17 protein-coding genes are annotated in these 11,970 nt (G+C 66.3%); 12 read left to right on the top strand and 5 right to left on the bottom strand.

Translation table 11 applies throughout. The features are described from left to right. Position 1: 1 nt before the first annotated feature. Entirely contained in the window at positions 2-763 is a 762-nt protein-coding gene (kefF, locus tag ACSFA7_RS31860) for a glutathione-regulated potassium-efflux system oxidoreductase KefF (RefSeq protein WP_435503059.1), read from the bottom strand. A 93-nt stretch (positions 764-856) separates the two neighbouring features. On the opposite strand from kefF, the gene ACSFA7_RS31865 reads away from it, so the two are divergent. After that, on the top strand, positions 857-1,477 hold the full coding sequence (locus ACSFA7_RS31865; protein ID WP_435503060.1) for a nucleotide-binding protein: 621 nt from the start codon (positions 857-859) through the stop codon (positions 1,475-1,477). A 75-nt stretch (positions 1,478-1,552) separates the two neighbouring features. After that, a complete protein-coding gene (locus ACSFA7_RS31870) occupies positions 1,553-2,023 on the top strand; it encodes a MaoC family dehydratase (RefSeq protein ID WP_042582822.1) in 471 nt (156 codons plus the stop codon). A gap of 15 nt (positions 2,024-2,038) precedes the next feature. Here ACSFA7_RS31870 and ACSFA7_RS31875 read toward each other — a convergent pair whose 3' ends face one another. The 3 genes from ACSFA7_RS31875 to ACSFA7_RS31885 form a co-directional block, all read right to left on the bottom strand. After that, a complete protein-coding gene (locus ACSFA7_RS31875; protein ID WP_206175343.1) occupies positions 2,039-2,332 on the bottom strand; it encodes a DUF4148 domain-containing protein in 294 nt (97 codons plus the stop codon). Between the two features lie 130 nt (positions 2,333-2,462). Further along, entirely contained in the window at positions 2,463-2,924 is a 462-nt protein-coding gene (gene trmL / locus ACSFA7_RS31880) for a tRNA (uridine(34)/cytosine(34)/5-carboxymethylaminomethyluridine(34)-2'-O)-methyltransferase TrmL (protein ID WP_435503061.1), read from the bottom strand. 31 nt (positions 2,925-2,955) lie between these two features. After that, the gene (locus ACSFA7_RS31885) at positions 2,956-3,672 is read right to left on the bottom strand and encodes a ComF family protein (protein ID WP_435503062.1); all 717 of its coding nucleotides are present in this window, start codon (positions 3,670-3,672) and stop codon (positions 2,956-2,958) included. A gap of 23 nt (positions 3,673-3,695) precedes the next feature. Between ACSFA7_RS31885 and ACSFA7_RS31890 the strand changes: the two genes are divergently transcribed. The 8 genes from ACSFA7_RS31890 (at position 3,696) to ACSFA7_RS31925 (ending at position 10,125) form a co-directional block, all read left to right on the top strand. Further along, positions 3,696-4,610: a class I SAM-dependent methyltransferase gene (locus ACSFA7_RS31890; RefSeq protein WP_435503063.1), complete on the top strand. Its 915-nt coding sequence runs from the start codon at positions 3,696-3,698 to the stop codon at positions 4,608-4,610. Between the two features lie 178 nt (positions 4,611-4,788). Continuing rightward, the gene (locus ACSFA7_RS31895; RefSeq protein ID WP_206179726.1) at positions 4,789-5,265 is read left to right on the top strand and encodes a DUF2244 domain-containing protein; all 477 of its coding nucleotides are present in this window, start codon (positions 4,789-4,791) and stop codon (positions 5,263-5,265) included. Between the two features lie 61 nt (positions 5,266-5,326). Next, positions 5,327-6,505, top strand: coding sequence for a cytochrome c oxidase subunit II (gene coxB / locus ACSFA7_RS31900; protein ID WP_435503064.1), 1,179 nt, complete (start codon positions 5,327-5,329; stop codon positions 6,503-6,505). 49 nt (positions 6,506-6,554) lie between these two features. Beyond that, positions 6,555-8,192: a cytochrome c oxidase subunit I gene (gene ctaD, locus ACSFA7_RS31905; protein WP_176659214.1), complete on the top strand. Its 1,638-nt coding sequence runs from the start codon at positions 6,555-6,557 to the stop codon at positions 8,190-8,192. A 14-nt stretch (positions 8,193-8,206) separates the two neighbouring features. Continuing rightward, positions 8,207-8,323: a cytochrome oxidase small assembly protein gene (locus ACSFA7_RS31910; RefSeq protein ID WP_435503065.1), complete on the top strand. Its 117-nt coding sequence runs from the start codon at positions 8,207-8,209 to the stop codon at positions 8,321-8,323. 30 nt (positions 8,324-8,353) lie between these two features. Beyond that, positions 8,354-8,980 (top strand): cytochrome c oxidase assembly protein, encoded by a 627-nt coding sequence (locus tag ACSFA7_RS31915; RefSeq protein ID WP_435503066.1) that lies wholly within the window; start codon positions 8,354-8,356, stop codon positions 8,978-8,980. Further along, positions 8,977-9,183, top strand: a complete 207-nt coding sequence (locus ACSFA7_RS31920) for a DUF2970 domain-containing protein (RefSeq protein WP_435503067.1) — start codon at positions 8,977-8,979, stop codon at positions 9,181-9,183. Before ACSFA7_RS31915 ends, ACSFA7_RS31920 begins: the two co-directional genes overlap by 4 nt. A 60-nt stretch (positions 9,184-9,243) precedes the next feature. Next, complete coding sequence (locus tag ACSFA7_RS31925; protein WP_435503068.1) at positions 9,244-10,125, top strand: cytochrome c oxidase subunit 3; 882 nt, start codon at positions 9,244-9,246, stop codon at positions 10,123-10,125. 77 nt (positions 10,126-10,202) lie between these two features. Here ACSFA7_RS31925 and ACSFA7_RS31930 read toward each other — a convergent pair whose 3' ends face one another. After that, positions 10,203-10,433 (bottom strand): twin transmembrane helix small protein, encoded by a 231-nt coding sequence (locus ACSFA7_RS31930; protein ID WP_435503092.1) that lies wholly within the window; start codon positions 10,431-10,433, stop codon positions 10,203-10,205. A 27-nt stretch (positions 10,434-10,460) separates the two neighbouring features. Here ACSFA7_RS31930 and ACSFA7_RS31935 point away from each other — a divergent pair, with 27 nt between their 5' ends. Next, positions 10,461-11,300, top strand: a complete 840-nt coding sequence (locus ACSFA7_RS31935) for an SURF1 family protein (RefSeq protein WP_435503069.1) — start codon at positions 10,461-10,463, stop codon at positions 11,298-11,300. Then, a complete protein-coding gene (locus ACSFA7_RS31940; RefSeq protein ID WP_435503070.1) occupies positions 11,284-11,970 on the top strand; it encodes a hypothetical protein in 687 nt (228 codons plus the stop codon). Before ACSFA7_RS31935 ends, ACSFA7_RS31940 begins: the two co-directional genes overlap by 17 nt.

An 11,970-nucleotide genomic window follows, 5' to 3' on the forward strand; every position in this document is an offset into this window, starting at 1 on the left:
TTCAGGCCGTGCCTTCCCGGTTGCTGTCGTCGTTGTTCTTGGCTTCGTTGGCGGCGGACATGGAGGCGATGCCCCGGGTCATTGCGGAATGGAAGGCGCTGGACACCACTGTGCCCATGTCGTCGGACTCGGCCGGGCGGTCGGCTTCGGGCACGGGGCAGGCGATGCAGGCGTCGATCTCCTCGATCTCGGGCCAGTCGGGATAGCTGCCCAGGCGTTGGGCGTAGGTCTCGACATGCGCCGTCACCTCGACCTCGTCGGCGCTGCGCGCCCCGTAGAAGATGAGCGGCGGCAGAAAGCGCATGCCGCAGAGCGCTGCGGTCTGCTCGTAGGGCGGCAGGAAGGCGTCGAAGAAATAGCGGTGGTAGCTCTGGGGGTGGTAGCTGGGCTCGGGGCTGCCGGTGGTGGCGACCAGCCAGAAGTCCTTGCCCTGCAGGGCGGTGCCGCCGGGGCCGTAGGCCCAGCCGTAGGCGAGCACGTCGTCGAGCCAGAGCTTCTGCAGCGCCGGCATCGAATACCACTGGATCGGGTGCACCAGCACGACCAGGCGGGCCTTCGCGAGCCGGGCCTGCTCGGCCTCGACGTCGATGGCGAAGTCGGGGTAGCTGCCGTAGAGATCGTTCACCTCCACGCCCGGCACTGCGCGCGCGGCGGCCAGCATGCGGCGATTGACGCGCGAGTCGCGCCAGTGGGGGTGGGCCGCGATCACGTAGATGCCGCCGGCTTCTTCGGCGGGGGTTCCCGGGGATGTTGTTGTCGTCATGCCGCGAACATAGCGCAACCGGGGACGATTTACCGGCCCCAAAAGGGCGAGGCACTACGATGCTGCCCTGATCCAGCTCTGGAGGAGATTCCCATGCCGGTGGTTCTGGTCGCCAACCCCAAGGGTGGCGTTGGCAAGTCGACGATCGCGACGAACATCGCGGGTTACTTTGCGAGCCGCGGCCATGCCGTGATGCTGGGCGACGTGGATCGCCAGCAATCCTCGCGGCTCTGGCTGGGCCTGCGCCCGCCGATGGCCCGGCCCATTTCCACCTGGGAAGCTTCCGGCGACAGCACCGTGGTGCGCCCACCGCGCGGCACCACGCACGCGGTGCTCGACACGCCCGCAGGCCTGCACGGCTGGCGCTTCAAGGAAGTGCTGGCGCTGGCCGACCGGGTGATCGTGCCGCTGCAGCCGAGCATCTTCGACATCTACGCGACGCGTGATTTCCTCGACCGGCTGCTGGAGCAACGCAAGGCCGAGAAAACGAAGATCGGCCTCGTGGGCATGCGCGTGAACGCGCGCACGCTGGCAGCCGACCGGCTGAATGAATTCATCGCTGGGCTCGGCGTGCCGGTACTGGGCGAGTTGCGTGATACGCAGAACTACGTGCAGCTCGCAGCACGCGGACTTACGTTGTTCGACATCGCGCCGGGCCGCGTGCAGCGCGACCTCGAACAGTGGCAACCCATCTGCGAATGGCTCGAAGCCTGAAGTCGAGACCTCCCGGTTTTCCCTGACCCCGGTTGTCGCGATGCCGACAGCCGCACCCAAGCCCTTGGCACCAGAATGCCCCGCATGACCAAAAAGACATTCCAGACCCTTCAGGATCTCGCCGCCTGCGTCGGCCAGGAAGTCGCCGTGAGCGACTGGATCACCGTCACGCAGGAGCAGGTCAACCAGTTCGCCGAGGCGACGGGCGACCACCAGTGGATCCACGTCGATGTCGAGCGGGCCAAGGCCGGCCCCTTCGGCGGGCCGATCGCGCATGGCTTCCTGACACTGTCGCTGCTGCCGAAATTCTTCGAGGTAGCGATCGACGTGGTCGAGTCGCGCATGGGCGTGAACTACGGGCTGAACCGGGTGCGCTTCATGTCGCCGGTGCCGGTGGGCAAGCGCCTGCGGGCCCGCATGAAGCTGCTGACCGCGGAGCCGATTCCCGACGACGGCCTCCAGATGACCTGGGAAACCGCCATCGAGCTCGAAGGCGCGGCCAAGCCGGCCTGCGTCGCCGAGTCGGTGGTGCGCCGCTACCGCTGAGCGCGGTTTTCTTTCTTACATCCGGCGGTCGGTCACTTCGCCGTAGGTGGCGGCGCCTTGGCGGGTGATGCCGAGCGCGCTGGCGCGGACCGCGGCACGGTCGGTGTCGCCATTGGTCTGCTGGGCCACGCCGGTCCCGCCATTGCTGATCTTCAGCGGCTGGCGGGCCTGGGCTTGCACCTCGGCGCGCGACAGCGTCGACTGGAAGGGCGCAGGCGGCAGCGGGTTCTGTTCACCCTGGAAGGCCTGGGCACCGGTGCTGAGGGCTAGGGTGGCGAAGGTCGCGAAGGCAATCGACTTGGCATTCATGACGGAACTCCTTGAGGCAAAGCGTTGAGGGACTCGATGCCGGAGCGGGGTGCAGTAGCTGCTTTTCGCGCCGGCATGTCATCCATACGCTGCGCTGCGCCGACCGGATGCGCCCTTGCAGCCCGAAGGGTCAGCTGAATCCGTTTTGCCGCCAGGCTTCGAACACCGTCACCGCCACCGCATTCGAGAGGTTCAGGCTGCGCTGTCCCTCGCGCATCGGCAGCCGCAGGCGCTGGGGCTCGGCGAAGCCGTCGCGCACCGCGGGCGGCAGGCCGCTGGTCTCTGAGCCGAACACGAGCCAGTCACCCGGCTGGAAGCGCACGTCGTGCACGGCGCGCGTGCCGCGGGTGGTAAGGGCGAACATGCGATCGGCGGCCGGGCTTTCGGCATCGATCAGCGCCTGCCAGTCGGCATGGCGCTTCACCTCGGCGTACTCGTGATAGTCGAGCCCGGCGCGGCGCAGCAGGCGGTCGTCCATCGAAAAGCCGAGCGGCTCGACCAGGTGCAGCGCGCAGCCGGTGTTGGCCGCGAGCCGGATCACGTTGCCGGTGTTCGGCGGAATTTCGGGGTGGACCAGGACGATATGGAACATGCGCCGATTGTCGGCGGCGCGCGTGGGCCGGTCAGCGCGGCGGGTCGGTGCGGGCCAGGACGACTGCGGTGATGTGCGCGGCGCCGGCCAGCCGGAGCGTTTCGGCCGCCGCGAACAGCGAGGCGCCGCTGGTCATCACGTCGTCGACCAGGACGACGCGCTTTCCCTGCAACGCGTCCGCGCGCAATGGCTCCACGGCAAAGGCGCCGCGCAGGTTGCGCAGGCGCTCGGCACGCGCAAGGCCGCTCTGTGCCGGGGTCTCGCGGGTGCGCAGCAGCAGCGTCGCGTCGGTCTTGGCCGGCGCCATGCGGCGCGCGAGTTCGAGCGACTGGTTGAAGCCGCGCTCGCGCAGCCGGCCGGGCGCGAGCGGCATCGGCAGCACGATGTCGCATTGCTCCAGCGCCGGCTCCACCCAGGGCGCACTGCGCAGCAGGATTGCGAACGGGCCGGCCCAGCCGGCGTCGCCGCGAAACTTGAACCCGGCGATGGCGTCGGGCCAGGGCCATGCATAGGTGCAGGCCGCGAGACAGGCGTCCAGCGGCGGGGGGTGCAGCACGCAATCGCCGCACCGGGCGACGCCTTCAGGCACCGGCAGCGCGCAGCCGCCGCAACGCATGGTCGGCGGGGCAAAGCGAGAGACGCAGGCGTCGCACACCGGTTGCGAAGGCCAGGCACGGCAGACCTCGCACTGGCTGGGCAGCTGTGCGAGCAGGGATGTGAAAGGCCTCAGGGCCCGGTGGCTGAGCATGGCGTCAATATACTCACGGCCCCATGGCCACCGACCCCGCAAGAAGACCGCCGACCATCGACCCCACGGCGGCCGCCCGCTGGCGCCGGCTCGCGCCCACCGAGGGCTCGCCGTGGCTGCATGAAGAAATCGGCCGCCGCATGGAAGACCGGCTGCAATGGATCAAGGCCCAACCCCGTACCTGGGCCGACTGGGCGCCGCTGCGAGGTGGCCTCGAGGCGCATGAACTCGTGGCGCGCCGCTACCGCGATGCGGCTTCCTATGTGATCGAACCCGAATCGGCCCTGGCCGGCAAGACCGGCGAAGCGCTGGCGTCGCCCTGGTGGAGCGCCCGCCGCTGGCAGGGCGGCAAGGCCCGCTTCGACGCGCCGCCCGAAGACGGCGTCGACCTGCTCTGGGCCAACATGTCGCTGCACATGGCCGCCGATCCCGAGGCGCTGATCTCGCAGTGGCACAAGTTGGTCGCGACCGACGGCTTCCTGATGTTCTCGTGCCTCGGTCCCGACACCGTGCGCGAACTGCGCGCACTGCATGCCCGCCTCGGCTGGCCTGCCGCGGGCCACGAATACACCGACATGCACGACTGGGGCGACATGCTGGTGCATGCCGGCTTCGCCGAGCCGGTGATGGACATGGAGCGCATCGTGCTGACCTGGGCCACGCCCGAGGCCGCGCTGGCCGAGTTGCGCACGTTGGGGCGCAACCTGCACCCGGGGCGTTTCCCTGCGCTGCGCGGCAAAACCTGGCACAAGGCGCTGAAGGGCGCGCTGCCCGAACTGGCGCCAGCCGAGGGCGGCAACGGCCACATCGCGCTGACCTTCGAGGTCATCTACGGCCATGCCTTCAAGCCGACGCCGCGCGTGTCGCTGTCGGCCGAAAGCGCGGTGTCGTTGCGCGAGATGCGCTCGATGCTGCAACGAGGTCGGCCAGGCGCCTGATTGCCTAGTAGTAGTGACCCGTAGGCGTCCCACAGGGCCTGCGAGCGCCGGTATCTACCCGCTACAATCCGCCGTTGCGTGAAACTCGCGGGTATTGTCCCGCGATCGAGGGCCTGTCGGATCCTGTTTGTACGAAGGGTTTGGCGACCATCGACGCACCGATTTGCTGAACTCGCCCGTGTCGAATTCCGTGTTTCGTTTTGCCACCGTTTCAGGCCAGAGCATCCACTGGTTCCTGAAGCGGAACTGCTCGGTGACCCCGAGCCAGCTGGGCTGGCTCTACGCGTCGCTGTGCGTGGTATCGCTCGGTATCGGTACGGTGTTCTGGCTGCACGGTGCGCCGCTGGTGCTGCCATTCGCCTGGCTCGAACTGGCCGCGGTGGGTTTCGCTTTCATGCTGTACGCGCGGCATGCGACCGATGGAGAACGGATCGCGTTGCAGGGTGGACGGCTGGTCGTGGAGCTCGAGGACGGTGGGCACTACGAACGCACGGAATTTCTTCCGCACCAGGTGCGGATCGAACCGCAGACCAGCGATCGCTCGCTGATCGAGGTCTCGGGACAGGGTCGATCGGTCAGGGTGGGGCGCTATGTACGCCCGGAGTTGCGTGCAGCATTGGCGCGCGAGATTCGCATGGCGTTGCGTGGCGCTTGAAGCGGCTTGCGCAGCGCTGCACGGTTGGGTTTGTCGAAAAAATTGAAGAAACGTGAACACGATGAAGAGCATTTGGCGCAACAAGTACAGGCCGGCGAATCTGTTGCTGGCGGCCGGCGCGGCTTTCAGCAGCGCGGCGCACGCAGTCAACGATCTGCCCGGCGGCCCTTCGGTTCGCCAGTTGAATCTTCCGGTCGGGGTGACCAAGATCGCGCAGGAGCAGCATCTGCTCCACACGATCATGATGATTCTGTGCACGGTCATCTTCGTCGCCGTGTTCGCGGTCATGTTCTATTCGATCTGGAAGCACCGCAAGTCGGTGGGCCACAAGGCCGCCAACTTCCATGAATCGGTGGTGGTCGAGGTCATCTGGACCATCGTGCCCTTCCTCATCGTGATCGTGATGGCGCTGCCCGCCACCAAGGTGCTGGTGGCCCAGAAGGACACCACCAACGCCGACCTCACGATCAAGACCACGGGCTACCAGTGGAAATGGGGCTACGACTACCTGAACGGCGAAGGCGAGGGCCTGGCCTTCATCTCCACGCTGGACAGCTCGCAGCGCGCGATGTCCGACGCGGGCGCCAAGGGCGCGATGCCCGACGACTACCTGCTCAAGGTCGACAACCCGCTGGTCGTGCCGGTCAACAAGAAGGTCCGCATCATCACCACCGCCAACGACGTGATCCACGCGTTCGCCGTGCCGCAGCTGGGCCTCAAGCAAGACGCGATCCCCGGCTTCGTGCGCGACACCTGGTTCCGCGCCGAGACCGTGGGCGACTACTACGGCCAGTGCCAGGAACTGTGCGGCAAGGAACACGCCTACATGCCGATCCACGTGAAGGTGGTCTCGGCCGCCGACTACACGACCTGGGTTGCCGCCAAGCGCAAGGAAGCCGCCGCCAAACTCGACGATCCGACCAAGGTCTGGGCGCTGCCCGAGATGCTGGTTCGCGGCGAGAAGGTCTACGCCGCCAACTGCGCCGCCTGCCACCAGGCCAACGGCAAGGGTGCAGGCCCGATCAAGCCGCTCGACGGCTCGGCCAAGGTGGTTGCAGCCGATCACAAGGTGCAACTCGAAGTGCTGCTCAACGGCCAGAACAACGGCGCGATGCCTTCCTGGAAACAGCTGAGCGACACCGACCTCGCGGCAGTGGCCACGTACACCAAGAACAGCTGGTCGAACAAGACGGGCCAGTTGGTGCAGCCGGCCGAAGTGCTGGCCCTGCGCGGCAAGTGATTCGCCAGCAGCAGCGCCCCGCGAAGAAGAAATTGCAAGGAACAACGAAATGAGTGCAGTCCTCGACCCCCACGGTCACGCCCACGGCGACCACGCACACGACGAGCATCACGACCACCACGCGCCCACCGGCTGGCGCCGCTGGGTGTTCGCGACCAATCACAAGGACATCGGCACGCTCTACCTGCTGTTCAGCTTCACGATGCTGATGGTGGGCGGCATCCTGGCCCTCCTGATCCGCGCCGAGCTGTTCCAGCCCGGCCTGCAACTGGTGAACCCCGAGCTGTTCAACCAGTTCACCACCATGCACGGCCTGATCATGGTGTTCGGCGCCATCATGCCGGCCTTCGTGGGCTTCGCGAACTGGATGATCCCGCTGCAGGTGGGCGCGTCCGACATGGCGTTCGCGCGCATGAACAACTTCAGCTTCTGGCTGCTGATTCCCGCGGCGCTGATGCTGGTGGGTTCGTTCTTCATGCCCGGCGGCGCGCCGGCGGCAGGCTGGACGCTCTACGCACCGCTCACGCTGCAGATGGGCCCCTCGATGGACGCCGGCATCTTCGCGATGCACATCATGGGCGCCTCGTCGATCATGGGCTCGATCAACATCATCGTGACCATCCTCAACATGCGCGCCCCCGGCATGACGCTGATGAAGATGCCGATGTTCTGCTGGACCTGGCTCATCACCGCCTACCTGCTGATCGCCGTGATGCCCGTGCTCGCAGGCGCCATCACGATGACGCTGACCGACCGCCACTTCGGCACCAGCTTCTTCAACCCCGCCGGCGGCGGCGACCCGGTGATGTACCAGCACATCTTCTGGTTCTTCGGCCACCCCGAGGTCTACATCATGATCTTGCCGGCCTTCGGCATCATCAGCCAGGTGGTGCCGGCCTTCGCCCGCAAGAAGCTCTTCGGCTACGCCTCGATGGTGTACGCCACCTCGTCGATCGCCATCCTGTCGTTCATCGTGTGGGCGCACCACATGTTCACGACTGGCATGCCGCTCACCGGCCAGCTGTTCTTCATGTACGCGACCATGCTGATAGCGGTGCCCACGGCCGTGAAGATCTTCAACTGGATCGCCACGATGTGGCAGGGCTCGATGACCTTCGAGACGCCCATGCTGTTCGCGGTCGGCTTCATCTTCGTGTTCACGATGGGCGGCTTCACGGGCCTCATCCTCGCGGTCGCGCCGATCGACACGCAACTGCAGGACACCTACTACGTGGTGGCCCACTTCCACTACGTGCTGGTGGCCGGCTCGCTGTTCGCCATGTTCTCGGGCTTCTACTACTGGGTGCCCAAGTGGACCGGCGTGATGTACAACGAAACGCGCGGCAAGGTGCACTTCTGGTGGTCGCTGATCTCGTTCAACGTGACCTTCTTCCCGATGCACTTCCTAGGCCTGGCCGGCATGCCGCGACGCTACGCCGACTACCCGATGCAGTTTGCCGACTTCAACGCGCTCGCGTCGGTCGGTGCCTTCTTCTTCGGTTTCGCCCAGCTGTATTTCTTCCTCTTCATCGTGCTGCCGACCATGCGCGGCAAGGGCGAGAAGGCTTCGCAGAAGCCGTGGGAAGCAGCTGAAGGCCTCGAGTGGGAAGTGCCGTCGCCGGCGCCGTTCCACACCTTCGAGAACCCGCCCAAGCTCGATCCGACCGCCACCAAGGTGATTGGTTGATCGACCGCACGACGATGACGACGCCTGAGCAAAGAAAGAACAACCGTCGCATGGGGCTCACGCTGGCCTCCATCGCGGTGATCTTCTTCATCGGTTTCATCGCGCGCATGGTCTTCTTCAGCGGTCGCTGACCGCTGGCCAACCGAACCGGAGCAGCACGCATGAGTCTCGGCCAACGCATCCGCCGCGCCAATGTGCGCATGGTCGGCAAGCTCGCCGTCGTGACCTGCGGCATGTTCGCCTTCGGCTATGCGCTGGTGCCGATGTACCGCGCGATCTGCGAGATGACCGGCATCAACATCCTTGCGCTCTCCGAGCTCGAGGTGCCCGGCGGTGCGAGCGGCGGCAAGAACGTGCGCGTGCCCGACAACACGCAGGTCGACATGACCCGCACGATCAAGGTCGAGTTCGACTCCAACGTGCGCGGCGGCCTCTGGGACTTCAAGCCCGCGGAGCGGACCATCGAGGTGCATCCGGGCCAGCTCAACACGGTGATCTACGAATTCCAGAACGTGCAGAACCGCCGCATGGCCGCGCAGGCCATTCCGAGCTACGCGCCGCAGCAGGCCGCGCCCTATTTCAACAAGCTCGAGTGCTTCTGCTTCAACCAGTACACGCTTGATCCGGGCGAGAAGAAGCAGTGGCCGGTCGCGTTCGTGATCGACCCGAAGATCTCCAAGGACGTGAAGACCATCACGCTGTCGTACACCTTCTTCGAGGTGGGCGGCAAGACGCCGGCGGCGCCGGTGGCCGCAGTCACGAGCACCGTCAATGAGCCGCGCTCGTGAGTCCGAACGGCAAGAAGGCCACGCTGTGGGACACCATCAAGGCGGTCGGTTGGTCGTTCTTCGGCGTTCGCAAGAACAGCGCCTACCAGGAAGACCTGGGAAAGCTGAATCCGTTGCACATCATTGCGGTGGCATTCGTCGCAGTGATCGTCTTCGTCGTCGGGCTGGTGCTGCTGGTGCGGCATGTGGTTGCCACGGCCTGACGAAACCCACGACAAGCAGAATCCATTGAATCGAGAGAAGAAAGAAAGCCAGGAGCTGATATGAGTTCAACCACCCACGGCACCACGCCCTACTACTTCGTGCCCGGACCATCGGCCTATCCGGTCATGGCGGCGACCGGCCTGTTCTTCGTGATCCTCGGTGCGGCGCAATGGATCAACGGTCACGAGTGGGGCGCCTGGTCGCTCGCGGCCGGCATGGTCGGCTGGCTCGCCACGCTCTTCGTGTGGTTCCGTGCGGCCATCGGCGAAAGCGAGAGCGGGCAGTACGGCCACAAGATCGATCTCTCGTTCCGCTGGAGCATGAGCTGGTTCATCTTCTCGGAAGTGATGTTCTTCGGCGCCTTCTTCACCGCGCTGTGGTGGGCCCGCACCCACTCGCTGCCGGCGCTCGGAAGCCTGGACAACGCGATCCTCTGGCCCGACTTCAAGGCCGTGTGGCCCAGCGTGGCCGCCGGTGCAACCGCTTCGCCGGCCGACATCGTCGAGCCGTTCCAGACCGTGGGGCCGTTCTGGCTGCCCACCATCAACACCGCGCTGCTGCTCAGCTCGGGCGTGACGCTCACCATCGCCCACCACGCGCTGCGGGCCGGCCATCGTGCGCAGACCATCCGCTTCATGTGGCTCACCGTGCTGCTGGGTATCGTCTTCCTGGGCGTGCAGGGCTACGAGTACCACCACCTCTACACCGAACTGAACCTGAAGCTCAGCTCGGGCACCTACGGCTCGACCTTCTTCATGCTGACCGGCTTCCACGGCCTGCATGTGTTCATCGGCATGCTGATGCTGCTGTTCATCACGCTGCGCCTGCAGAAGGGCCATTTCACGCCCGAGCGTCACTTCGGCTTCGAAGGCGCGGCTTGGTACTGGCACTTCGTGGACGTGGTGTGGCTGGGCCTCTACATGCTGGTCTACTGGCTTTGAGCGAAGAGCCTCGCGTCACTCCAGAAAAAAGGCGCCGCAAGGCGCCTTTTTCATGGTTCTCCTGGAACGAGCACCATCTACTTGCCGAGCGGGAGCCCGGTGGGCTGGATGTAGCCGAGTTTCCAGGCGAGCAGCATGCAGAGGAACAAAAACACCGACAGGCCGATCCGAAAGGTGAGGGCGCGCGCCATGCCGCCGCTCTTGGCGCGCCCATTGCGCCCGTCCTTCAGCATGAAGTACAGCGCAAATCCGAGGCTCGCGAAGATGCCCAGGAACACCAGGGCGACGAGATATTTCATGACCCGCATTATCGGCCGCACGCCCCGTCCTCTCCAGTGATCCCTGAACCCCTGAACGCCGAAGCACCGCGCCGCCGCGGCCGCTTCTGGATCGTCACCATCGCGGCCATCCTGACGGTGGCCGCCACCGTCTCGCTGGGCCGCTGGCAGCTGTCGCGCGCCGCGCAGAAAGAAGCGCTGCAGGCCAGCATCGATGCTGAAAAACAGAAGCCCGCGCTCGACCAGACCGAATTCCTCGCGCTTCCTCAGGCGAGCGATGCGCTGCACCGGCCGGTGCGCCTGCGCGGCCTCTGGCTCACGCCGCAGACGGTGTATCTCGACAACCGCCAGATGCACGGCGTGCCCGGCTTCTACGTGCTGACGCCGTTCGCGCTCGAAGGCACCGAGCAGACGGTGATGATCCAGCGCGGCTGGGTGCAGCGCAATTTCGTCGACCGCACGAAGCTGGGGGCGGTCGAGACGCCCGCCGGCATCGTCGAGGTCACGGGTCTGATCGAGCCGCCGCCGAGCCATCTGCTCGAACTGGGCTCGCCGGCAGCCGCCGCGTCCACGCCCGCTCCAGCGGCTTCCGCCGCTGCGCCAGCACCGGCTGCCGAGGGGTCTTCGTCCATCCGGCAAAATCTCGACCTGGAGGCGTTCCGTGCCGAGACCAAGCTGCCGCTGCGAACCGATGTGTCGCTGCAGCAGACCGGGCCGGCCTCCGAGGGCCTGCAGCGCGACTGGCCGGCCCCGGCGCTGGGCTTGGAGAGGCACTACGGTTACGCATTCCAGTGGTTCGGCCTTTCGGCCCTCGTCGTCATCCTCTATGTCTGGTTCCAATTCATCACCCCCTTCCGCCGCTCGCGGCGCCGCGCACGCGATGAACGCCGCCTCTGACGAACCGCTGGGCCTGACGGTGCATTCGATGCCGTCGCCCAACCAGGCGGCGCTCGACGGCGCCGAGGGCCGGCGCACGGTCGTCGGACGCTGGAAGATGATCGCGGTGCTGCTGATGTGCGCCGCGCCCGTCATCGCGTCGTACTTCACCTACTACGTGATCCGCCCCGAAGGCCGCAGCGTCTACGGCGAGCTGATCAACCCGCAGCGCGAACTGCCCGGGCTGACCGCCACCGACCGCAGCGGTGCGCCGGTCGACGTCGCCACGCTCAAGGGCCAGTGGCTGCTGGTCGCGGTGGCCGATGCGGCCTGCGACGCGCTGTGCGAGCAGCAGCTCTACCTGCAGCGGCAGCTTCGCGAAAGCCTCGGCCGCGAGAAGGACCGCATGGACCGCGTCTGGCTCGTGAGCGATGCCGCACCCATCCCCGAGCGACTGAACAATGGCCTGCATGGCGCGACGGTGCTGCGCGTGCCGGCTGACCAGCTGGCCAAGTGGCTTGCCCCCGTTTCGGGCCACGCCCTCGCCGAACACCTCTTCGTGGTTGACCCGATGGGCAACTGGATGATGCGTTTCCCCGCGCGCATGGACGCCGCGGGCGCGAGCCGCGCCAAGCGCGACATCGATCGCCTGCTGCGCGCCTCCTCCTCGTGGGACGAACCCGGCCGCTGA

Origin of the sequence: Variovorax trehalosi (assembly GCF_051216415.1) — a bacterium.
Classification (GTDB): domain Bacteria; phylum Pseudomonadota; class Gammaproteobacteria; order Burkholderiales; family Burkholderiaceae_C; genus Variovorax.

What these genes read in the sequence shown, in the direction of transcription:
- kefF (WP_435503059.1), bottom strand. Translation starts at nt 763, where the DNA reads ATGACGACAACAACATCCCCGGGAACCCCCGCCGAAGAAGCCGGCGGC.
- ACSFA7_RS31865 (WP_435503060.1), top strand. Translation starts at nt 857, where the DNA reads ATGCCGGTGGTTCTGGTCGCCAACCCCAAGGGTGGCGTTGGCAAGTCG.
- ACSFA7_RS31870 (WP_042582822.1), top strand. Translation starts at nt 1,553, where the DNA reads ATGCCCCGCATGACCAAAAAGACATTCCAGACCCTTCAGGATCTCGCC.
- ACSFA7_RS31875 (WP_206175343.1), bottom strand. Translation starts at nt 2,332, where the DNA reads ATGAATGCCAAGTCGATTGCCTTCGCGACCTTCGCCACCCTAGCCCTC.
- trmL (WP_435503061.1), bottom strand. Translation starts at nt 2,924, where the DNA reads ATGTTCCATATCGTCCTGGTCCACCCCGAAATTCCGCCGAACACCGGC.
- ACSFA7_RS31885 (WP_435503062.1), bottom strand. Translation starts at nt 3,672, where the DNA reads ATGCTCAGCCACCGGGCCCTGAGGCCTTTCACATCCCTGCTCGCACAG.
- ACSFA7_RS31890 (WP_435503063.1), top strand. Translation starts at nt 3,696, where the DNA reads ATGGCCACCGACCCCGCAAGAAGACCGCCGACCATCGACCCCACGGCG.
- coxB (WP_435503064.1), top strand. Translation starts at nt 5,327, where the DNA reads ATGAAGAGCATTTGGCGCAACAAGTACAGGCCGGCGAATCTGTTGCTG.
- ctaD (WP_176659214.1), top strand. Translation starts at nt 6,555, where the DNA reads ATGAGTGCAGTCCTCGACCCCCACGGTCACGCCCACGGCGACCACGCA.
- ACSFA7_RS31910 (WP_435503065.1), top strand. Translation starts at nt 8,207, where the DNA reads ATGACGACGCCTGAGCAAAGAAAGAACAACCGTCGCATGGGGCTCACG.
- ACSFA7_RS31915 (WP_435503066.1), top strand. Translation starts at nt 8,354, where the DNA reads ATGAGTCTCGGCCAACGCATCCGCCGCGCCAATGTGCGCATGGTCGGC.
- ACSFA7_RS31925 (WP_435503068.1), top strand. Translation starts at nt 9,244, where the DNA reads ATGAGTTCAACCACCCACGGCACCACGCCCTACTACTTCGTGCCCGGA.
- ACSFA7_RS31930 (WP_435503092.1), bottom strand. Translation starts at nt 10,433, where the DNA reads ATGCGGGTCATGAAATATCTCGTCGCCCTGGTGTTCCTGGGCATCTTC.
- ACSFA7_RS31940 (WP_435503070.1), top strand. Translation starts at nt 11,284, where the DNA reads ATGAACGCCGCCTCTGACGAACCGCTGGGCCTGACGGTGCATTCGATG.